At 60.0% G+C, this 22087-nt stretch carries 13 protein-coding genes, 2 tRNA genes and 2 rRNA genes (1 of these 17 cut by a window edge); 10 read left to right on the plus strand and 7 right to left on the minus strand.

All coding sequences use genetic code 11. The features are described from left to right. The first annotated feature begins 279 nt into the window (after positions 1–279). Genes Asbog_RS12635 through Asbog_RS12645 form a run of 3 tightly spaced genes read left to right on the plus strand, consistent with a single transcriptional unit; the run spans position 280 to position 6232 of the window. Positions 280–3444: an efflux RND transporter permease subunit gene (locus tag Asbog_RS12635; protein ID WP_062165400.1), complete on the plus strand. Its 3165-nt coding sequence runs from the start codon at positions 280–282 to the stop codon at positions 3442–3444. Next, complete coding sequence (locus tag Asbog_RS12640) at positions 3444–4625, plus strand: efflux RND transporter periplasmic adaptor subunit (protein ID WP_062165401.1); 1182 nt, start codon at positions 3444–3446, stop codon at positions 4623–4625. Before Asbog_RS12635 ends, Asbog_RS12640 begins: the two co-directional genes overlap by 1 nt. Continuing rightward, entirely contained in the window at positions 4622–6232 is a 1611-nt protein-coding gene (locus Asbog_RS12645; RefSeq protein ID WP_062165402.1) for an efflux transporter outer membrane subunit, read from the plus strand. Before Asbog_RS12640 ends, Asbog_RS12645 begins: the two co-directional genes overlap by 4 nt. A gap of 356 nt (positions 6233–6588) precedes the next feature. On the opposite strand, the gene Asbog_RS12650 is transcribed toward Asbog_RS12645, so the two are convergent. After that, entirely contained in the window at positions 6589–7533 is a 945-nt protein-coding gene (locus Asbog_RS12650) for a 2-hydroxyacid dehydrogenase (RefSeq protein WP_062165403.1), read from the minus strand. Further along, on the minus strand, positions 7530–10460 hold the full coding sequence (gene uvrA, locus Asbog_RS12655) for an excinuclease ABC subunit UvrA (RefSeq protein ID WP_062165404.1): 2931 nt from the start codon (positions 10458–10460) through the stop codon (positions 7530–7532). The genes Asbog_RS12650 and uvrA overlap by 4 nt, the downstream gene beginning before the upstream one ends. Positions 10461–10627: 167 nt before the next feature. Between uvrA and ssb the strand changes: the two genes are divergently transcribed. The 6 genes from ssb to Asbog_RS14595 all read left to right on the plus strand — a co-directional run bounded on the left by ssb (position 10628) and on the right by Asbog_RS14595 (position 15815). Continuing rightward, positions 10628–11173 carry a single-stranded DNA-binding protein gene (gene ssb, locus Asbog_RS12660; protein ID WP_023979306.1) on the plus strand — a complete coding sequence of 182 codons (546 nt, stop codon included), beginning with the start codon at positions 10628–10630 and terminating at the stop codon, positions 11171–11173. A gap of 119 nt (positions 11174–11292) precedes the next feature. Further along, complete coding sequence (gene gyrA / locus Asbog_RS12665) at positions 11293–14097, plus strand: DNA gyrase subunit A (protein WP_231944719.1); 2805 nt, start codon at positions 11293–11295, stop codon at positions 14095–14097. Next, entirely contained in the window at positions 14081–14608 is a 528-nt protein-coding gene (gene coaD, locus Asbog_RS12670; RefSeq protein WP_062165406.1) for a pantetheine-phosphate adenylyltransferase, read from the plus strand. Before gyrA ends, coaD begins: the two co-directional genes overlap by 17 nt. A 45-nt stretch (positions 14609–14653) precedes the next feature. Continuing rightward, positions 14654–15127: a peptidylprolyl isomerase gene (locus Asbog_RS12675; RefSeq protein ID WP_062165407.1), complete on the plus strand. Its 474-nt coding sequence runs from the start codon at positions 14654–14656 to the stop codon at positions 15125–15127. Positions 15128–15226: 99 nt separating this feature from the next. Further along, positions 15227–15302: transfer RNA gene (locus Asbog_RS12680), tRNA-Lys, on the plus strand. A gap of 336 nt (positions 15303–15638) precedes the next feature. Beyond that, positions 15639–15815, plus strand: a complete 177-nt coding sequence (locus Asbog_RS14595; RefSeq protein WP_171840704.1) for a hypothetical protein — start codon at positions 15639–15641, stop codon at positions 15813–15815. An 11-nt stretch (positions 15816–15826) separates the two neighbouring features. Here Asbog_RS14595 and Asbog_RS12685 read toward each other — a convergent pair whose 3' ends face one another. Then, positions 15827–16291 (minus strand): Lrp/AsnC ligand binding domain-containing protein, encoded by a 465-nt coding sequence (locus Asbog_RS12685; protein WP_456303620.1) that lies wholly within the window; start codon positions 16289–16291, stop codon positions 15827–15829. 129 nt (positions 16292–16420) lie between these two features. Here Asbog_RS12685 and putA point away from each other — a divergent pair, with 129 nt between their 5' ends. Next, a complete protein-coding gene (putA, locus tag Asbog_RS12690) occupies positions 16421–19987 on the plus strand; it encodes a bifunctional proline dehydrogenase/L-glutamate gamma-semialdehyde dehydrogenase PutA (protein ID WP_062165409.1) in 3567 nt (1188 codons plus the stop codon). A gap of 41 nt (positions 19988–20028) precedes the next feature. Here the strand turns inward: putA and Asbog_RS12695 are convergent, their stop codons facing one another. From Asbog_RS12695 to Asbog_RS12710, 4 genes are all read right to left on the minus strand, one after another. Next, positions 20029–20820 carry an alpha/beta fold hydrolase gene (locus Asbog_RS12695; protein ID WP_083510877.1) on the minus strand — a complete coding sequence of 264 codons (792 nt, stop codon included), beginning with the start codon at positions 20818–20820 and terminating at the stop codon, positions 20029–20031. 283 nt (positions 20821–21103) lie between these two features. Next, positions 21104–21180: transfer RNA gene (locus Asbog_RS12700), tRNA-Met, on the minus strand. A 35-nt stretch (positions 21181–21215) separates the two neighbouring features. Next, positions 21216–21330, minus strand: a 5S ribosomal RNA gene (rrf, locus tag Asbog_RS12705). A 113-nt stretch (positions 21331–21443) separates the two neighbouring features. Next, positions 21444–22087 (minus strand): 23S ribosomal RNA (locus tag Asbog_RS12710) (it continues 2097 nt past the right edge of the window).

Raw genomic sequence — 22087 nt, forward strand, 5'->3', positions numbered from 1 at the left:
TTAACGTCTTATTAATGGCATTGTGCCATAAAGTCAAGAATAGATTATGGCGATAAGCCACAAGACCGGTGCAGATGCGTTCTGCAACCATTCTCTAAAACAACATTTATGCGACATTTTATGTCAGCGCCTATACGATCCGAAGATGAGTAATCTGGATAAGTAATGATCGGCGTCAACGCTACGCTATCATTTTCTTAATGTTAATTCGGATTAATGCAACAACATAAACTGCCGTAAGGCATCTTCCCTTCGTACGAGAAGAGAGCGCATGAATTCATGAACGCCATCGTCGTAACTGCCTTAAGGCGGCCCCTGACCTTTGTCGTCTTTTCGATCCTGATTCTGATGTTTGGAATCATGTCGATCTTCAAGACGCCAACCGACGTGTTCCCCGAGATCAAGGTGCCTGTCGTATCGGTCATCTGGACCTATCCCGGTCTGTTGCCGAACGAATTCGCCGGGCGAATCACCTATAATTTCGAGCTGGCAGTCACGACGACTGTGCAGAACATCGAGCATATGGAGTCGAACTCCTATTACGGGCGTTCGATCGTCAACATCTACTTCCAGCCGGGCACACCTGTCGGCACGGCTGAAGCGGAAGTGACAGCCATTTCACAAACGATTCTCCTCGGCCTGCCGCCCAAGGTGCCGGCCCCGATGATCGTCGCGCTCGATCCCTCACAGGTTCCTGTCATCGCGCTTCAGATCACCTCCGAAAAACAGACACCTTCCGATCTGTTCAAACTCGGCGTCATCCGTGTTCGTCCGCTCCTTGCCACCGTTCCCGGCGCCGTCGTCGCCCATCCTTATGGTGGCATGGACAGCTTCGTGATGGTGTCTCTCAACCAGGAGCAGCTTCGCGCCCATCACCTCTCGGCTGCCGATGTGCAGGCAGCGCTTACCGCACAGAACATCGTTCTCCCCGCAGGCGACCAGAAGATCGACGCCACGGACTGGATGGTCCAGACCAACGCTGCGCCGGAATCGATGGAAGACATCGCTGCCATCCCGGTCAAGCGCGTTGGCAACGCTGTCATCTATATCCGCGACGTGGCCGATGTGTATCGCGGCGGCCATCCCCAGACCAACCTCGTGCTCGTCAAGGGCCGTCAGGCGGTCGAGATGATCACCCAGAAGGGTGGTACGGCCTCGACGCTCGACGTGGTCTCCGCCACCAAGGCCCTTCTGCCACGCCTGCGCGCCATCCTGCCCCCGGACGTTCAGGTCTCCATCCTGGCCGATGCCTCGGTCATGGTGAAGGAGCAGATCAAGGACGTGGTCCGTGAAATGATCACGGCCTCCATCCTGACCGGCATCGTGGTGCTGCTGTTCCTTGGTTCGTGGCGTTCTACCGTCATCATCGCCACCTCCATCCCGCTTGCCATTCTCTGCTCGATCATCGGGCTCGGCTGGGCGGGTCAGTCCATCAACATCATGACCCTTGGCGGTCTTGCCCTCGCCGTCGGTATTCTCGTCGACGACGCCACGGTGATGATCGAGAACATCGATACCCATCTCGAAATGGGCAAGGATCTCGAACTCGCCATCATTGATGCGGCCAACCAGATCGTCATCCCCACCTTCGTTTCGACCACCTGCATCTGTATCGTGTGGCTGCCGCTCTTCGAGCTGTCCGGGGTCGCGGGCTATCTCTTCATGCCCATGGCGCTCGCCATCATGTTCGCCATGATCGCGTCCTTCATCCTGTCGCGTACCCTTGTGCCCACCATGGCGAAGTTCCTCCTCGCCGGTCAGGTCCACCATGCCCACGGCCATGACGACCATGCCCCGGCGCCCAAGGGCTTCTTCGGTCGCTTCCAGCGTGGCTTCGAACACCGCTTCAACAATTTCCGCGAAGGCTACAACACGCTGCTGACACGCTGCGTGGCCCGTCGCGGCATGTTTGTCGGCGTGTTCCTGCTGATCTCCATTGCTTCGCTGGGTCTCTATGGCGTCGCGGGGCGTGACTTCTTCCCCGAGGTCAAATCGGGCTCGCTGCAGATGCATATGCGTGCCCCGCTCGGCACCCGTATCGAAGTCGCAGGCCGCATTGCCGCCCTGGTCGATAACCGCATCAACCAGCTCCTGCCGGGCAAGGTGGAGAACATCATCTCCAATTGCGGCCTGCCTGAAGGTCCGCACAACCAGGCCTTTATCCCCACGCCGACCATCGGCACGCAGGATTGCGATCTGACCATTGCGCTCAAGGATGAGGAATCACCCGTGTGGGATTACCGCGCCCTGCTCCGCAAGGATCTCTCGGCACGCTTCCCCGGCACGGTGTTCACCTTCCAGCCTGCCGACCTGACCGACAAGATCCTGAATTTCGGTTCGGCCGCACCGATCGACATTCAGCTCTCCGGCCCCAGCGTCTCGGATAACTACAATTACGCCAAGCACCTGATCGGCAAGATCCGCCAGATCCCGGGCACGGCCGATGTCGTGATCCAGCAGACGATGTCCACCCCCACCCTCATGGTGAATGGCAACCGTACCTTCAGTCAGGCAACCGGTCTGAGCGAGAACGATCTCGCCACGAACGAACTGCTCACCCTCGCGGGTTCCGGCGTGGTCGATCCCCAGTTCTGGCTCGATCCGGTCGATAACGTGACCTTCCCGCTCAACGTCTACACGTCGCAGGACCAGCTCACTCACCTGAACGACCTGCTCACGGTTCCCATCGACAAGGGTGACGGCAACCCCAACGACCAGACGCAGCTTCTGGGCGCCATTGCCAATGTCGTACCCACCGGCACGCCGGGCGAGGTCTCGCACTACAACTCGATGTCCGAGATCGATATCTACGTGAACGTCGAGGGCACCGATCTGGGCAATGTGCTCGACGCCGTGAACGACACCATCGCCAAGGATGCGCCCAACCTGCCGCGCACCACAGCGGTCGATGTCCACGGTCAGGCCACCACCATGCATGGTGCCTATGTCCAGCTCGTCTTCGGCCTCTGCGTCTCCGTCGTGCTGATCTATCTGCTGATCGTCGTGAACTTCCAGTCCTGGCTGGACCCGTTCATCATCATCACGGCTCTTCCCGGCGCATTGGGTGGTATTGCCTGGGCCCTGTTCCTGACCGGCACCCGCCTGTCGGTTCCGGCCCTCACCGGCGCCATCATGTGCATGGGTACGGCCACCGCCAACTCGATCCTCGTCGTGTCCTTTGCCCGTGAGCGCCTCGAGGTTCATGGCGATGCACTACGCGCCGCCATCGAGGCCGGTTACGGTCGTATCCGTCCGGTTCTCATGACCGCGCTCGCCATGATCGTCGGTATGATCCCGATGGCGACATCGAACTCCACCAATGCGCCGCTCGGTCGCGCCGTTATCGGCGGCCTGATCGTGGCTACCATCTCCACCCTGCTCTTCGTGCCCTGCGTCTACGCGATCCTGCACAACCGCTCTGCCCGCCAGAAGGAAACCGTCTAATGGCCACCTCCCCCAAGATCATCGCTGTTGCGGGAGGATGCGTCCTCGCGCTCTGGGTCGGCGCCCTCGTTGTCGGTCGCGTCCACCACAATCACGCCCTCGCCACTGAAACGGCACAGAACGCCATCCCGAATGTCGCGGTGCTGAACCCCATCCAGTCGCCTGACAAGGTAGCCCTCACCCTCCCCGGTAATATCGATGCCTGGTATCAGGCGCCGATCTATCCGCAGGTCTCGGGCTATGTGAAGATGTGGTTCAAGGATTACGGCGCCCATGTGAAGGCCGGCGATGCACTGGCCGAAATCAACGCACCCGCGCTGGATGCGCAGTACGCCCAGGCTCAGGCGGACCTGAATGCGGTACTCGCCAAGTACCACCTTGCCGCCGTCACCGCCGAACGCTGGCGCGCGATGGGCAAGTCGCAATCGGTTTCAGGCCAGTCGGTCTCTGTATCGAATGCGAACGAGCAGTCGGCCAAGGCCGAAGTCGATGCCGCCCAGCGCAACGTCGATCACTTCGCGGCCCTCGAGAAGTTCAAGACCATCGTGGCCCCCTTCGATGGCATCGTGACGTCGCGCAGCATCAATGTGGGCGATTACGTCCATGATGGTGGCGGCAATCTCAACAGCACGGGTGCAGCGTCCGAACTGTTTACCGTGGCCGACGTGCACAAGCTGCGCCTCTTCGTGTCCGTGCCGGAAGTGTTCTCCTATATCCTCCAGCCCGACATCACCGCCGATGTCAGCGTGCCCCAGTTCAAGGACAAGAAGTTCCACGCGAGCTTCCTCACCACAGCACGCGGCTATGACCCGAACACCCGCACCGTGACCTCGGAATTCACCATGGAAAACCCCGGTGAGGTTCTCTGGCCCGGCACCTTCGCCTCAGTCGAGCTCAAGGCCCACAACGAAACGGCCCACCTGTTCGAGGTCCCGACCTCCGCCCTCGTCTTCGAGGAAAAAGGCATGCAGGTCGTCGTCGTGAATGACGACAACACGGTCCACTACAAGAACGTCGTCGTAGGCCGCATGGCGGATACCTCAACCGAAATCCAGGCAGGCATCTCGCCCAAGGATCGCATTATCGCCAACCCGCCAGCCGACCTGCTGGAAGGTGACAAGGTCAACGTCACCACACCCCAGCGCGGCTACAACCAGTCCGGATTCGGGGCCTCGGAATGACCACAAGCAAGATCAAGAAGCTGGCTCTGGCCTGCGGCACGGTTCTGACAGCCTTCGGTCTGTCAGCCTGTGACCTCGCGCCAACCTACAAGCCGCCCACCTTCGTCGTGCCAGCCAGCTGGCACGGCCAGGGCCCCTTCGCCACGGCCACCCCGGCTGATACCACACTGCCCACAGATTGGTGGACATTGCTGAACGACCCGCTTCTCAACCAGATGGAAGCGACGCTCACAACCTCCAATGCCGACCTGCAGGCCGCAGCCGAACGCTTCATTCAGGCACGCGCCCTCGTCGTTCAGGCCCGTTCTGAGTTGTTACCCCATCTCGCACTCGGTGCCGGCGCCTTTGACAACAAGCAGTCCGAAGACCGCCTGTTCCGCTACAAGGGCAACATCACCGAGACGGATGAGGAATATCACGGCCTGGCCTCCTGGGAGCCCGATTTCTGGTCGTCCATCCGCAACCATGTGCGCGCCCAGAAGCAGTACGCGCAGGAAAAAGCCGCCGACTTCGCCATGTCACGGCTGAGCCTTCAGGCTGAGCTTGCTTCCGACTACGTGCAGTTGCGCGGCTATGATGCGCAGATCGCCATCTACAACCAGTCGATCGGCTATTATCAGAAGGCTCTGCAGATCACGCAGAACCAGTTGCTTAATCAGGCTGCCCCACGCCTCGACGTGGCCCGTGCCCAGGCGCAGCTCTACTCGACACAGGCCGCCGAGCTTGATGTGCAGGCCGCCCGTGAAGTCACCGAGCACGCCATCGCCATCCTGACCAATGCCTCACCCTCGTCGTTTCATATCGCGCCGACGCAGGTCATGGGCTTCCATCAACCCAGCCTTCCCGCCGGCGTCCCGTCCGAGCTGCTTCAGCGCCGCCCGGACATCGCGAGCGCCGAACGCGAAATGGCTCAGGCCAATCGCGAGATCGGCATTGCCCGTGCCGCGTTCTACCCGCACATCTCGCTTCAGGCGGGTGGCGGCTTCGCCCAGAACGGCTTCGATCTCGCCAATCTGGCCAATTCGCTCTGGTCCTACGGCGCCTCGTTCGAGCTTCCCATTTTTGAGGGCGGCATGAGACGCGCCGAACTCCAGCATGCCTGGTCGGCCTATCGCGAGACACGCGACAACTACCGCAGCAAGGTGCTGGACTCCTTCCGTGAAGTGGAAGACGGCTTGTCACGCACCAGCCGCCTCGATCAGGAAAATCGTACGCTCGAAAAAGCCGTCGACGCGACCCTGGCGACCCAGAACATGACCATGACGCTCTATCAGGGCGGTGTAGGCACATATCTTGAAGCCATCTTCGCCCAGGTCCAGACGCTGGAAACCCGCATCCATCAGATCGAGGTGGCAACACGTCTCTACCAGGCTGATATCGGACTGGTCCGCGCCCTTGGCGGCGGCTGGAACGTGAAGCTCCTGCCCACGATGGATCAGACGCTCTCCATCACACCGCTGCAATATGACGATCTGCACCACCCACAGCCCGTTGGCGGCGTCAATATCTCGCAGCACCCCGAGCAGTTCGAAAATCTCAGCAGTGCCGCCCCTCAGGCACCTGCTGCCGCAACGGGCAAAACCCTTCGCCCGATGTACGACCAGTAAACCCCGCCCACCTTCGGCGTTGTCCGCCTCACGACAACGCCGGAGCACCTTGTCTGGATGGCAGGTTCACTCTGACGACTTACCATTCCAGCGCAATCCACAAAATCAGACGCAAGACCCACCGTCCCTGTCGCGGCCCATGTCTCGCCGAGCCGTTCAATCCGCCTCTATATCCGTCCGGTCCTGGTCAGAAAGACGCGCATCATGCTGCTCTGATGGGAAAGTCCCGGAGATGCGTGGATAGTGCCACCCGTCTGATCCACAAGGATCAAATGACCCTCGGCCCCCGGCATCGGCCAGCGAGCCCACCAGCAGCGACGGCACCACAAGATTTTTTTGACGTTCAGGCCCGCCTGTCAGTACCCGACATCGCGCTGGACACAGGCAGGGATAACACCCTGATCGTAAAACGCCTGAAGGTTACGCGCCACAAGCTGCGAGGCCGTCCCCGTCTGGGTCGGGGCAGAGATATGAGGCAGTACCGTCACCTTGGGATGACTCCACAACCAGTCGTCCTTCGGCAGAGGCTCACGTTCGAAAACATCAAGCACAGCATGCGACAGGTGCCCACGGTCAAGCGCCCTACCCAGCGCCGCCTGATCGATAATCGGACCCCGGGCAAAATTGATGAGTGATGCCCCCTCGCGTATCTGCCCGAAACGCCAGTCATCAAGCAGTCCACGGGTTTGCGGCGTCAGTGGCAGAAGGACCACAACAATCGCACTTTGCCTCAACAGGGCTTCGAGCCCGGATGGACCGTATGTCATGGGAATATCCGCCGTTGCCCAAGGCGTGCGGCTCCAGCCCGTCACGGGAAAGCCGTTTTCCTTCAATCTCTGCGCAGCCGCTCGCCCCAGATTCCCCATGCCCAGAATACCAACAGGGCGGTCCTGCGGTAAGACGAGCGGATGCTGACACCAGCGCGTCTTTGTCTGCTGCTCGCGATAAAGCGGCATGTCGCGATGCAGATAAAGCGTCCAGGCCAGCACCGCCTCGGACATCGTAAGCGCCAGCTGCGGATCAGTCATCCTGACAATGCGTATCGCCGGGTTCGGCATTTCCTCGACCAGCCGCTCGACCCCGGCCCACAGACTTTGCACCCATTCAAGCATGGGTAGGTCGGACAGATCAGCCGGATCCGGGTTGGCGACCACAGCCATACGCGCCGTACGTCGCTCTCCGTCTGTCAGGTCCTCAAACGGCATAACCCTTATATTGTTCAGGCAGGCATTGATCGACTCAAGGCTCTCTTGCCTCTCGCGCGGCGTGATCCGCCCGCAAAAGGGCACTATGATGGTCATGACACACGCACCTTTCTCCGAGCCGCTGGAGCAGCTTTCTTCTTGGCGGGTGCTTGCACCTCGACGGCCCGAGGCGGCAGGAGCGGCCCGAGGAAACGCCCGGTGTGGCTCCCCTCGGTCGCTGCAATGACCTCCGGTGGCCCCTCGGCAACGATCCGTCCGCCACCATCACCGCCTTCCGGGCCAATATCAATCAGCCAGTCCGCTGTTTTGATCACGTCCAGATTATGTTCGATCACGAGAACGGTATTCCCCTGATCCACCAGCGCATGAAGCACATCCAGCAATTTGCGCACGTCCTCGGTGTGCAAACCAGTCGTGGGCTCATCCAGAATATAGAGCGTCCGTCCCGTTGCCCGTCGTGCCAATTCTTTCGACAGCTTGACGCGCTGGGCCTCGCCACCCGAGAGCGTCGTGGCTTGCTGGCCCAGCGTGACATAGCCAAGCCCCACCTGCTGAAGGATCGCCAGCCTGTCACGAATACGCGGCACAGCATGGAAGAAGGGCAGAGCCTCATCCACCGTCATGGCCAGCACATCAGCAATCGATTTACCGCGGAACTTCACATCCAGCGTCTCACGATTATAGCGCTGCCCCTTACAGGTATCGCAGGTCACGAACACGTCGGGCAGAAAATGCATCTCGATCTTGAGCACACCATCACCCTGGCATGCCTCGCAACGCCCACCCTTGACGTTGAATGAAAAACGCCCCGGCTTGTACCCGCGCGCCTTGGCTTCCGGCAGTTCGGCAAACCAGTCGCGTATTGGCGTAAACAGATCCGTATAGGTCGCTGGGTTGGAGCGCGGCGTCCGTCCGATAGGGGACTGATCGATGTCGATAATCTTGTCGAGATGCTCCAGCCCCTCAAGCGCCTTGTACGGCAACGGCGACTGATTGGCTCCCATCAGCTCACGCGATAGCGCCTTGTAAAGTGTATCGACCACGAGGGTCGATTTACCCCCACCCGACACCCCGGTAACGGCCACAAAGCAACCCAGCGGGAAACGCGCCGTCACGTCATGCAGGTTGTTGCCGGACGCCCCCACAAGGGTCAGCATGCGGTCCCCGTCGCAGACACGACGCTTTTCCGGTACCGGGATCATGCGTCGGCCAGAGAGGTAATCTCCTGTGATGCTGTTCTCGTTCTGCGCCACTTCCTCGGGGCGACCACAGGCTACGACTGTGCCACCCAGCGCACCCGCCCCCGGCCCCATATCGATCAGCCAGTCGGCAGCCCGGATCGCGTCCTCGTCATGCTCGACCACGATAACCGTATTACCGAGCTTCTTCAGCCGGTCGAGCGTCCCGAGCAGACGCTCATTGTCTCGCTGATGCAATCCGATAGAGGGTTCGTCGAGCACATACAGCACGCCCGTCAGCCCCGATCCAATCTGGCTCGCAAGCCGGATACGCTGGCTCTCTCCACCCGACAGCGTGGCCGAACCTCGTGAAAGAGTCAGATAATCGAGTCCCACATCATCCAGAAACCTCAACCGGTCGAGGATCTCGCGCAAGATACGCCGCGCAATCTCGGCACGCTGCGGCGTCAGGGACGCCTCGACGCCCCCGAACCAATCGAGTGCCCGCCGGATGGTCAAATCGGAGGCCTGCGCGATATTCAGGTGGTTCACACGCACGCAAAGCGCTTCAGGCTTCAGACGCGCACCATGGCAGGCATGACAGGGAACGTCGGACTGATAGCGTGACATTTCTTCACGCACCCACATGCTGTCCGTCTCGGCCAGACGACGCTGCAGGTTACGCATCACCCCTTCAAAAGGCTTGGTGAGTTCGTAAGCCCGCTTGCCATCCTTGTAGGTGAAAAGAACCGAGTCTTCGCTTCCCTCAAGCAACGCCTGGCGAAAATGCTCACCGAGCTTTTTCCAGGGCGTTGTCATCTTCTCCCTGAAATGACGCGCCATCGCTTCCAGCGTCTGGTCGTACCAAGGCGTCTTGGCATCGCGCCAGGGGGCGATCGCCCCCTCGGCAAGAGACAGATTCTCGTCAGGCACGATCAGCCGCGCATCGAAATGCGTCTCTGTGCCTATCCCGTCGCATACCGGACAGGCTCCCATCGGCGCATTGAACGAGAACAGGCGCGGCTCGATTTCCTCAAGCGTGAAGCCACTCACCGGGCAGGCAAACTTGGCCGAAAACACGATGTGCTCGCTCGCGCCTTCCTCTCCGGCGCGACGCACCTGCTCGGCATAGGCAACACCATCGGCAAGGCTCAGCGCTGTTTCGAAACTGTCAGCCAGACGCGTCTCGATACCCGGCTTCACCACCACGCGGTCGACCACAACCTCAACCGTATGACGCAGCTTGCGGTTCAGATGAGGGGCTTCAGCAATCTCATAGGTCTCGCCATCGACCTTCACACGCGTAAAGCCCTTGCGCTGAAGCTCGGCCAGCTCCTTGCGATACTCTCCCTTACGATCGCGAATTACAGGGGCCAGCAGCATCAGCCGTGTACCCTCCTCCATCGCCATCACACGATCGACCATCTGGCTGACCGTCTGTGCCTCGATGGGCAGCCCTGTGGCTGGCGAATAGGGCACACCGGCACGCGCCCACAACAGGCGCATATAGTCGTGGATCTCGGTGATCGTCCCGACAGTCGAACGCGGGTTTTTCGATGTGGTCTTCTGCTCGATCGAAATGGCAGGCGACAGCCCTTCAATCGAATCCACGTCCGGTTTGCCCATCAGTTCCAGAAACTGACGCGCATAGGCCGACAGACTCTCGACGTAACGCCGCTGCCCCTCAGCATAGATCGTATCAAAAGCGAGCGATGACTTGCCGGAGCCTGACAGTCCCGTGATCACCGTCAGCTGGTCCCTGGGAATATCGGCGTCGATATTCTTCAGATTATGCACGCGGGCACCGCGCACACGAATGGACTGGTTGTACGGCAGATCAGACATCAGCACCACGCAAGGCAGATTGGGGGACGGAAAGACGAGAACGTTTCGAGACCTATGTAGGATTGCCCCCCACAGGATTAAAGTCGGCAGCAATGCCGCCCGAGGCGTGACGCCAGCGCTGGGCTGGGCTAAGATGGCTCGATTTTCAGTATTTAGGGTCGGTCGCCATGGCAGGAAGTGTAAACAAAGTCATTCTGGTGGGAAATCTGGGCCGCGACCCGGAAACACGCAATGCCCAGTCCGGTGCCAAGATCGTCAACCTGACCGTTGCCACCTCCGAAAGCTGGAATGACCGCGCCTCGGGCGAGCGCAAGGAGCGCACCGAATGGCACCGCGTCGTGATTTTCAACGAGCGTCTGGCCGATGTCGCCGAGCGTTTTCTGCGCAAGGGCCGCAAGGTCTATGTGGAAGGCCAGCTCCAGACACGCAAATGGACCGACCAGGGCGGACAGGAGCGCTATACGACCGAAATCGTGCTTGACCGGTTCCGTGGAGAACTCACCCTGCTCGACAATAACCGCGATGGTGAGTCCGGTGGCGGCATGGGGGGCGGCTATGAAAGCGGCCCATCACGTTCCTATGGCGGCGGCAATGCCCCGGCTCGCAGCGGTGGCAATGGCATGAGCCAGTCTCCCTCGCGCAATCAGGGTGGCAATAACGGCGGTGGCTGGGACGCACCAGGTGGCGATCTGGACGACGAGATCCCGTTCTGATCGGCCCCTTTCCACGCCTTTCTCCCTGACCGACACAGCAACAAGACGGAACTGCCTTGACCGACCTGACGCCGCCAGCCGCACCCTTTGACCAGATCCCGGTGACCATCGAGGAGGAAATGCGCTCCTCCTACCTCGCCTATGCCATGTCGGTCATTGTCTCGCGCGCGTTGCCGGATGTCCGTGACGGCCTCAAGCCGGTCCATCGCCGCATCCTCTACGCCATGCGTGAGAGCGGCTTCACCTCCGACAAGCCCTATCGCAAATCGGCCCGTGCGGTCGGTGATGTCATGGGTAAATACCATCCCCATGGCGACAGCTCGATCTATGACGCCATGGTGCGCATGGCCCAGTCCTGGTCGATGCGCGTCCGTCTCATCGATGGTCAGGGCAATTTCGGTTCGGTCGACGGCGACAGCCCGGCCGCCATGCGTTACACCGAAGCGCGTCTGGCCAAATCGGCGTCCTTCCTGCTCGACGATATCGACCGCGACACGGTCGATTTCCAGCCGAACTACGATGAAAGCGAAAGCGAACCCAAGGTTCTGCCTGCTGCCTTCCCCAATCTTCTGGTCAATGGCGCCTCCGGCATCGCCGTCGGCATGGCGACCAATATTCCGACGCACAACCCCGGCGAAGTCATCGACGCGACGCTTGCCCTGATCGAGAATCCCGAAGCCACCCTCGATGATCTGATGAAGATCATCCCCGGCCCGGATTTCCCGACGGGCGGCATCATCATGGGCCGTCGTGGCATCCGTCAGGCCTTCGAGACGGGCCGTGGCTCCGTTCCCATGCGCGCCCGCGCCGAAATCGAGGATATCCGCAAGGATCGTCAGGCGATCATCGTCACCGAAATTCCCTATCAGGTGAACAAGGCAACGCTGCAGGAAAAGATCGCCGATCTCGTCCGCGCCAAGGAAATCGAGGGTATCTCCGATATCCGCGATGAGAGCGATCGCTCCGGCATGCGCATCGTGATCGAACTCAAGCGCGACGCAACGCCCGAAGTCGTGCTGAACCAGCTCTATCGCTTCACCCAGCTTCAGACCTCATTCAGCGTCAACTGCCTTGCCCTTGATGACGGCAAGCCCCGCACAATGGGGCTCAAGGACGTTCTGGAAGCCTTCATCCGCTTCCGTGAAGACGTCATCCTGCGCCGGTCGCGCTTTGACCTGAACAAGGTGCGTGATCGCGGGCATCTGCTGGTCGGCCTCGTCATCGCGGTCGCCAATATCGATGAGGTGATCGCTCTCATCCGCAGCGCCCCCGATGCCGCCACCGCACGCGAATCCCTGATGGCCCGCGCCTGGAACGCCGCCGATGTGCAGCCGCTCATCGAGCTGATCCATGATGAAGGCAATGTCATCGTCGATGGCAAGGTCCACCTGACTGAAGTGCAGGCCCGCGGTATTCTCGAACTACGTTTGCAGCGTCTGACCGGTCTGGAGCGTGACAAGATCCAGGGCGAGCTGAGCGAGGTCGCCACCAAGATCAACGAACTGCTCGAAATCATCGGCAGCCATGTGCGTCGCATGGAAGTCATGCGTCACGAGCTGCTTCTGGCCCGCGCCGAAATCGCCACGCCGCGCATGACCGAAATCTCGGATGCGCTGGGCGACCAGTCGGATGAAAGCCTGATCGAACCCGGCCAGATGGTCGTCACCATCACCCGTGACGGCTTCATCAAACGCACACCGCTCGAAATCTTCCGTGCCCAGAATCGTGGCGGGCGTGGCCGTACGGCCGCAGGGCGTCGCGGTGACGATGTCATCGTCAACAGCTTCAACGCCCACACCCATCAATGGGTCATGTTCTTCTCATCGGGTGGCAAGGCCTATCGCGAGAAGGTATGGCGCCTGCCAGAGGCCTCCCCCACCGCCAAAGGTCGCGCCCTGGTCAATCTCCTGCCCGACCTCGGTACAGATTCGATCACGGCCATCCTCGCTTTGCCGCAGGAAGAGGAGCAGTGGGAAGATCTGCACCTCGTCTTTGCAACAGCCAGCGGCAATGTCCGACGCAACCGCCTGAGCGATTTCAAGAACATCCGCGCCTCCGGCCTGATCGCCATGAAGCTCGATGAGGGCGACAGCCTGGTCGGTGTCGCCACCTGCCGCGAGGGTCAGGATGTGTTCCTCGCCACACGCAAGGCCCGTTCGATCCGCTTCCAGATCACCGACGACACGCTGCGTGTTTTTGCTGGTCGTGACAGCTCCGGCGTACGCGGCATCCGCCTCGCCACCGGCGACGAGGTCAACTCGCTTTGCATCCTCAACCATGTCGATGCCAGCGTCGAGGAACGCTCCGCCTATCTGCGTGCGGCCAATGCCAAGCGCCGCGCTGAAGCCGCAGCCAATGCAGCCGGCAACGAGGAAGAGATCGAGGAAATTGCCTCTGACGATGCCGATGAAGCCATCGATGCCGGTGATCTGACGCAGGAGCGCTTTGACGAGCTCGCCGCTCAGGAAGAAATCCTGCTCACCGTCACCGATGCCGGCTTCGGTCGTCGTTCTTCCGCTTACGAATATCGAGTCAGCGGCCGTGGTGGTCAGGGTATCGCCAATATGACACTCACCAACCCCAAACGTGGTCGCGAGGTTGTTGCGACCCTGCCTACGCTTGATGGTACCGACGTCATGATGGTGACCGATGTCGGACGCCTCATCCGGGTGCCGGTCTCTCAGGTGCGTGTCATGGCCCGTCAGGCCAGCGGCGTTACCCTGTTCCGCGTCGGTGCAGAAGAGCGCGTCACCAGCATCTTCCCGGTTGCAGAATCCGAGGGCACGGATGCCGATGACGCCGAAACCTCACTTGAGGAATCGGATGCCGCGGCCTCCGGCGTGCCGGACACAGCCCCCTCAGAGGCTCCCTCAGACGAGGCCGCTCCCTCTGGCGATACAACACCGGATGACAGTGCAAACTGACGCCTCTTCGAACGGTCAACGTGTCGGGTTTTATCCCGGCACGTTCGACCCGTTCACCCTGGGCCATCTCGATATCGCCCACCGTGCCCTGAATCTCGTCGATCACCTCGTCATCGGCGTGGCACTCAACCCCGGCAAGGCGCCACGTCTTTCGATTGATGAACGCTGCGCCTGTATCACCGAGACCTTTGCCCTTGAGGGCATCACGCAGGTCAGCGTGGTTGCCTTCAGCACCCTCATGGTCGATGCCGCCCGTGCTCAAAAGGCGCGCTTCATTATTCGCGGGCTACGCTCCGAATCCGATCTGACCAGCGAAATGCCCATGGCGGCCATCAACCGGAATCTGGCCCCTGACCTCGAAACCATCTTTCTCACCGCACGTGAGGAGCATCGTCTGATCGCCTCCAGCCTCGTGCGTGAGCTTCTGGCCTATGGGGGCGATATACGCCCCTATGTGCCAGAGAATATTGCCCGGCATCTCTTGCCCAATGCGACAGAGAAGCCGACATAGGCCGCGTGGCCTTTCAAGGCTCCGCAAACACAAGGATAGACGTCAATGTCCGAGACCAATAACCGCCTCGTCATGAAGCTCAAGACCGGCGATGTCGTGATCGAACTCCGCCCCGACCTCGCTCCCCTGGCTGCCGAGCGCCTGCGCACCCTCTCCGAGCAGGGCTTTTATGACGGTGTGAAGTTCCATCGCGTCATCGAAGGCTTCATGGCTCAGGGTGGCGACCCGACCGGCACCGGCTCGGGCGGCAGCGACCTGCCTGACCTCAAGGCCGAATTCACGCGTGAAGCCAAGTTCGAGCGCGGCACGCTGGGCATGGCCCGCACCATGAACCCGAACTCGGCCAACAGCCAGTTCTTCATCATGTTCCAGCCCACCCCCTCGCTTGATGGCCAGTACACCATCGCCGGTCAGGTCGTGTCGGGCATGGAGCATATCGACCAGGTCAAGCGCGGCGCTGGCGCCTCGGGCATGGTCAAGGACCCCGATGCCATCATCTCCATGCGTCCTGAAGCCTGATCAAGGACATGACGGCTGTAAAAGCCGCATGAAAACCGACTGAGCCCGATTCAGTCGGTTGACGGCCTCTGGCTCATATTGTAGCCAGACGCCTCATGTGAACCGGTAGCTCAGCCGGTAGAGCATTCGACTTTTAATCGAATGGTCGTGGGTTCGAGTCCCACCCGGTTCACCACTCCCCCAAAAATTAGTAAAAAACAGCCAGCCCGAACGAAAGTCTGACGGTGGTCCTTCTGTCCACCGGGCGTGACAATCCCCCTGTCCGGATTGCCCCACAGGGCAGGACACACGTTCAAGGCCGCCAATCATAGCCTGCCTCCACGTCAAACGCGCAAGACTGCTCTCAGCAACGGGTAACTCATGCCCTCCTGCCTATTGCAACGACGGCCGGAACCTACAGGCGGCTATCGCAACAGGTAATAATCCATCCGAGCCTTTCTCTATTCCTGTGAGCGATCCATCCTGACGCCAAGGTACCCCAACCAAAGAGGATTTCGAGACAGGGCAAGGCATGATCAGCAAAAATGCCGTTATGCGCCATGCCATAGTCCTTATCACCGTCATCATCAGCGCCAACATGTGCGCCCCCAAGGGTGATACGATCTGGCCGCCCATTTTCACCGTTTCTGCTCTGGAACACGCTTGCCTCTTGTTCGATCTGCATGGAGGGTTTGCCTGCCTCGACTGAAGACTCAAACATCAAATCGGGAGTTCAAGGTCCGCTTTTACCTCCTCCATAACTGTATAAGTGTGTGTCTGCCTCACGCCGGGTAGACGTGTAAGCGTCTTGCCCAGAAAGGCACGATACGCATTCATGTCCCGCACCCGTGCCTTCACCAGATAATCGAACCCACCCGCCACCATGTAGCATTCGCTTACCTGCGGTATGGCCCGCACGGCTTTCGCAAATGAGTCGAACATATCGGCACTCGTGCGATCCAGCGTCACCTGCACAAAAACCAGCAATCCAAGATTGACAGTCTCGGGGTCCAGACGCGCCATGTAATTCCTGATCACCCCGGAATGCTCGAGTTTGCGGACGCGCTCAAGCGTCGCGGCAGGGCTGAGGTTCACCAGCCTTGCGAGCTCCACATTGGTCATACGGCCGTCCTTCTGGAGGATTCTCAGAATCCTGCGATCAATCTCATCCAATGCCACCACCACCCACAGAATGATATTCGGTGAAATTCTCTAAAAAAGAATAATATACGACATTATCCCCATTCTTCCATAACTCATTTGGCGCAAATCACCATAAGGGATCATAAACAACCAGCAACGATATGGCCTGTGATGAACGCACCCTTTGCCGCCTTCCGCACGATCGCTCCCGAACGTTCCGCCTTGCGTCAGACAATCACCGACCATACGCGTGCCCCAGAGCCCGAACGCGTGGCAGCATTGTCCGTCGAGGCAACACTTACGCCTGCACAGGAAGCTGCTTCGCGCGCCACTGCCCTCAAACTGGTCGAGGCACTGCGCCGCAATGGCACTCCTGGGCTCGTGCAGGGTCTCATCAGAGAATATGACCTGTCCTCGCAGGAAGGCGTTGCCCTGATGTGCCTCGCCGAGGCCCTGCTGCGCATCCCCGATACCGCAACACGCGACGCCTTGATTCGCGACAAGATCGCCAAGGGCCATTGGCAGGGCCATATCCGCAAGGGAACGCCACTTTTCGTCAACGCCGCCACCTGGGGGCTGATCGTCTCGGGTGGTTTTCTTTCAACCACACAAGCCAGACGCCTGCCGCAGACACTCGACACCCTGCTCAAGCGCTGCGGCGAGCCTGTCATCCGTCGCGGTGTCGATATGGCCATGCGTCTGATGGGTGAGCAGTTCGTCACCGGACAGACCATCACCGAGGCCCTCAAAAACGGGCGCAAGCTGGAAGAAAAAGGCTACCGCTACTCCTACGACATGCTCGGCGAAGCCGCGATGACGGCGGAGGATGCCGCGCGATATTACCGCGACTATGAAACCGCCATTCATGCAATCGGCAAGGCTTCCAATGGTCTGGGCGTCTATCGTGGCCCCGGCATTTCCATCAAACTATCCGCCCTGCACCCACGCTATACCCGCCTTCAGCGCGATCGCGTCATGGCGGAGCTTCTGCCAAGCGTCACAAAACTGGCCCATCTCGCCTGCGCCTACGACATCGGCTTCAATATCGACGCCGAGGAGGCCGATCGCCTCGAACTCTCGCTCGATCTGCTCGAAGCCCTCTGTGCGGATGAAGCCCTGAAAGACTGGAAAGGCATCGGCTTCGTCGTTCAGGCTTACCAGAAGCGCGCGCCCTTCGTGCTGGACTGGGTGATCGACCTTGCCCGCCGCAGCGGCCACCGGCTCATGGTCCGACTGGTCAAGGGTGCGTACTGGGACAGCGAAATCAAACGTGCCCAGACCGATGGGCAAAGCGATTTCCCGGTCTACACGCGCAAGATTCACACCGATATTGCTTACCTCGCCTGCGCCAGAAAACTGCTGGATGCACCCGATGCCATCTTCCCACAATTTGCCACGCACAACGCCCAGACGCTCGCCAGCATACACGCCTATGCCGGGCCGGAATTTTCTATCGAGAAATACGAGTTCCAGTGCCTGCATGGCATGGGCGAAGGGCTGTATAATGAAGTCGTCGGCCCCCAGAAGCTCGATCGCCCAGTACGCATCTACGCGCCGGTTGGCACGCATGAGACACTTCTGGCCTATCTTGTCCGGCGCCTGCTCGAAAACGGGGCCAACTCTTCCTTCATCAACCGCATCCAGGATCCGGCGATTCCTGTCGAGGCGCTGATCACAAGCCCTGTTACCCTGGCAGAACAGGAAACCTCCCGCTTCACCGTCGCCCTGCCTCCCGCCCTGTATGGCACCGAGCGGCAGAATTCACGCGGTCTCGACCTGTCTGACGAGAACACGTTGCGCGACCTTGCCGCGGTCTTCACGGCCACACCGGCTCCGGTCGCTTCCGAAGGCGAAGCCATCATCAACCCCGCCAGCACCACGGAGATCGTCGGCCATATTGCCTTTCTCTCCCCGCAAGCCATTGACGAGGCCCTGACACGCGCGGCAAGCGCCTTCCCCAGCTGGCGCGACACAGGTGCCGCGCAGCGCGCAGCTCTTCTGGAAAAGACAGCCGAGGCGCTGGAAACCGAGACACCGCGCCTCATGGCCCTCATCATACGTGAAGCCGGCAAGACCTTGGCCAATGCTGTGGCCGAGATACGCGAAGCCGTCGATTTCCTGCGTTATTACGCTGCCCAGACACGCCATCTGGGCTCTGCTGCCCAGCCCTTGGGGCCCGTAGCCTGCATCAGCCCATGGAATTTCCCGCTGGCCATTTTTATCGGCCAGATTGCCGCCGCTCTGGCTGTTGGCAATACCGTGCTGGCCAAACCCGCCGAAGAGACTCCTCTCATCGCACAGGAAGCTGTCCGTCTGATGCATGCATCCGGCATACCGCAGGATGTCATCCAGCTCATCCCGGGCGATGGTCGCGCAGGCGCACAACTCGTCGCCGCTCCGGGAATACGCGCCGTGCTCTTTACCGGCTCGACCGATGTCGCCCGCCTGATCCAGAAGCAGCTCTCAGACCGCCTCAACCCGGATGGGGCATCCATTCCCTTCATCGCCGAGACTGGCGGACAGAACGCGCTTATTGTCGACAGCTCGGCCCTGACAGAACAGGTCGTGACCGATGTACTGGCCTCGGCTTTTGACAGCGCTGGCCAGCGATGCAGCGCCCTGCGTCTGCTCTGTGTCCAGGAAGAGAGTGCAGACCGCCTGCTGACCATGCTCAAGGGTGCCATGCGGGAGCTGCGGACTGGTACGCCAGAAAAGCCGGAGTCCGATATCGGACCGGTTATCAGCGCAGAGGCTCACGCCATGATCTCGGCGCATATCGACGCGTTCCGAGCAAAAGGACATGATGTCTTTCAGGTAACCGCTACCCCCGAAGCACAGAGCGGCACCTTTGTCCCCCCCACCCTTATTGAGATCGGCGCGGTCTCTGATCTGGAGAGGGAGGTCTTCGGCCCCGTCCTGCATGTCCTGCGTTACAGACGTGAGACCCTGCCTGACGTCATGGCCGCCATTAACAGCACGGGATACGCTCTGACCTTCGGTGTTCATTCGCGCATTGATGATACGATAGAAACCCTGAAAACCCAGAGCCATGCGGGGAATATCTATATCAACCGCAATCTGGTCGGGGCCGTCGTGGGTGTGCAGCCCTTCGGTGGCCACGGACTTTCAGGCACAGGTCCCAAAGCAGGTGGCCCTCTCTATCTGCGCCGACTGCTCGCTGAGCGTCCGGCACTTTCGCCGGCTTTCCTGCACAACCTCCCTGCCGAAGCCAGGCTCTTCGCTGACTGGGTCGCCACGACGCTTCCCACGATAACGCTGCCCACCTGCAACAACACCCCCCTCGGCACGTCCCTCTCGCTCACTGGCCCCGTGGGTGAAACCAACACATACTTCCTCGCCCCCCGAGGCACGGTGTTTTGTGCAGGCCCTACAACGGCAGATTTATGTGCTCAGATTCTGGCGGCATTGGCTGCGGGCAATCGCTGCGCCATTCCTGCGACGCTGCTGCGTGCGCTGCCAGAGCGCCCTCCCGGCCTGGAAGCCGCAGTGTTCCCCATGCAAGACAATACGCTCATCGATGTCGCGCTGGGCAACGGCGATTCATCGTTCACAGCGGGCCTGCTCCAGAATCTCGCCTCCCGCAAAGGCCAGATCGTCTCCCTTCATGGGCCTGACGCGTCAGGCAGCTATCCTCTCGAATGGCTGGTGCTCGAATATGCGTGCAGCACCAACACCACCGCCGCAGGTGGCAACGCTGCGCTCATGGCGCAGGTCTGACAATAAGTCCGTCGCAGGGAGAAACCAGTCCCTGCGACGGTTCAGAGTGCGCCCGTGATCAGAGAGGCAACCTTCTCTGGAAAAACGATTTCGGCATCATGCGGTACGGCTTCGCTGTGATAGTGCCAACCTGGCTGCGCTCTCGCTAAGGCGCGGCTGGGCTCGATCGACCCTAAAGCCGGATTTTCGTAGGCAATATAGGTGACAGACAGCCCCGCTCCGGCTGGCCGCTCCAGGCGTGCTGGCGTCTCATAAGTGCCTACGGGATGAGGGCGCAGATGCCGCATGAACCACGCTTTTCGATCAGCATCAGGCAGAAACACAGCTTTTTCAGGGGGTACTGGAAAGGCCACATCTGCCCCACCGACACGGGCGCGCTCGCGCCGTATCGCTGCCATTCCCTTCGGTAGAATATCAAAGGCCGAGAGTCCCGGTTGTGCGATCAGGGCATCCAGATAGATGAGCTTCGCAATACGATCCCTCATCCGGTCAGCCACGCAGCTGACTACCATTCCGCCATAAGAGTGCCCCACGAGCGCGAAACGCGGCAGATCGAGCATGTCGATAACACTCAGTATATCCTCGATATGCGTCTCAAGTGTAATCTCGCGTGAGAGAAGATGCGCCCGATCGCCTGTCCCGGTCAGAGTTGGTGTGATGACCTGATGACCCGCATGCTGCAGAAAAGGCGCTACATAACGCCAGATCCAGCCACCACAATGCAGACCGTGCACCAGAACGATCGGCACTTTGGGTTCGGCCGCGGCAGCATCTGAAACCATACTCAACCCTGTCACAAACGGAATGACTGCAAGAACATCTCGACGCTGCATGAACGTGAGCCCTCTCTATGGCCCCATCCGGGTTTAATACTTTGTTATGAGATATTTCGCGGAAACAAGACCAGAGGCCATTCCTGCCGAGGATGTGATTATTCTGTGCGTGGGTTGCGCTGATGGCGGTGTTTGTGCCTGGTGTGAGGCAGGGGATGTTTTCGACGCAGGATCAGGGGTTATCTGGGCTGCGATCTGAGCGAGCCCTACGCGCGCGCGTATAGACGCGTATTCTCTGGGCGAGAGCTGCGCTGTGCCTGGATTGTGTATTGTGTGGGTATTTTGGTTGCGGGGGCAGGATTTGAACCTGCGGCCTTCAGGTTATGAGCCTGACGAGCTACCGGGCTGCTCCACCCCGCGGGGGTGGTGGTGTGTTTTGTGGGGTGGATCAGGGGACCTGGCGGCGACCGACTTTTCCGCATCTTGAGATGCAGTATCATAGGCGCTGGGGCGTTTCACGGCCGAGTTCGGGATGGGATCGGGTGGAAGTCTCCCGCCATAGCCACCAGGTCTTCTGATCCACCCGACAACTGTGTGTCGGTGTGGAGGTTGGTGTTTGTGTATGATGAGTGTGATTGCGTGGATGATTGCTATGCATGTGTATGCTCTCTTTTGGAGAGCGTTGTGTGAGCGATATGGGCGATTAGGACCGGTTAGCTTCACGTGTTACCACGCTTCCACACCCGGCCTATTGACGTGATGGTCTTTCACGGCCCTGTGAGACCTAGTTTTGAGGTGGGTTTCCCGCTTAGATGCTTTCAGCGGTTATCCCGTCCATACTTAGCTACCCGGCTGTGCCGCTGGCGCGACAACCGGTACACCAGAGGTATGTTCATCCCGGTCCTCTCGTACTAGGGACAAATCCTCTCAAGTCTCATACACCCACGGCAGATAGGGACCGAACTGTCTCACGACGTTCTAAACCCAGCTCACGTACCACTTTAATCGGCGAACAGCCGAACCCTTGGGACCTGCTCCAGCCCCAGGATGTGATGAGCCGACATCGAGGTGCCAAACCTCCCCGTCGATGTGGACTCTTGGGGGAGATCAGCCTGTTATCCCTAGAGTACCTTTTATCCGTTGAGCGATGGCCCGTCCACGTGGGACCACCGGATCACTATGGCCGACTTTCGTCTCTGTTCGAGCTGTCACTCTCACAGTCAGGCGGGCTTATGCCATTGCACTCGACAGTCGGTTTCCGACCGACCTGAGCCCACCATCGCGCGCCTCCGTTACACTTTGGGAGGCGACCGCCCCAGTCAAACTG

The sequence above is a fragment of the Asaia bogorensis NBRC 16594 genome, assembly GCF_001547995.1.
Classification (GTDB): Bacteria; Pseudomonadota; Alphaproteobacteria; order Acetobacterales; family Acetobacteraceae; genus Asaia; species Asaia bogorensis.

Coding starts and splice junctions, on each gene's coding strand:
- Asbog_RS12675 (WP_062165407.1), top strand. CDS start 14,654: ATGTCCGAGACCAATAACCGCCTCGTCATGAAGCTCAAGACCGGCGAT.
- Asbog_RS12635 (WP_062165400.1), top strand. CDS start 280: ATGAACGCCATCGTCGTAACTGCCTTAAGGCGGCCCCTGACCTTTGTC.
- Asbog_RS12695 (WP_083510877.1), bottom strand. CDS start 20,820: ATGCAGCGTCGAGATGTTCTTGCAGTCATTCCGTTTGTGACAGGGTTG.
- ssb (WP_023979306.1), top strand. CDS start 10,628: ATGGCAGGAAGTGTAAACAAAGTCATTCTGGTGGGAAATCTGGGCCGC.
- gyrA (WP_231944719.1), top strand. CDS start 11,293: ATGCGCTCCTCCTACCTCGCCTATGCCATGTCGGTCATTGTCTCGCGC.
- uvrA (WP_062165404.1), bottom strand. CDS start 10,460: ATGTCTGATCTGCCGTACAACCAGTCCATTCGTGTGCGCGGTGCCCGC.
- Asbog_RS12640 (WP_062165401.1), top strand. CDS start 3,444: ATGGCCACCTCCCCCAAGATCATCGCTGTTGCGGGAGGATGCGTCCTC.
- Asbog_RS12650 (WP_062165403.1), bottom strand. CDS start 7,533: ATGACCATCATAGTGCCCTTTTGCGGGCGGATCACGCCGCGCGAGAGG.
- Asbog_RS14595 (WP_171840704.1), top strand. CDS start 15,639: ATGATCAGCAAAAATGCCGTTATGCGCCATGCCATAGTCCTTATCACC.
- putA (WP_062165409.1), top strand. CDS start 16,421: ATGAACGCACCCTTTGCCGCCTTCCGCACGATCGCTCCCGAACGTTCC.
- Asbog_RS12645 (WP_062165402.1), top strand. CDS start 4,622: ATGACCACAAGCAAGATCAAGAAGCTGGCTCTGGCCTGCGGCACGGTT.
- coaD (WP_062165406.1), top strand. CDS start 14,081: ATGACAGTGCAAACTGACGCCTCTTCGAACGGTCAACGTGTCGGGTTT.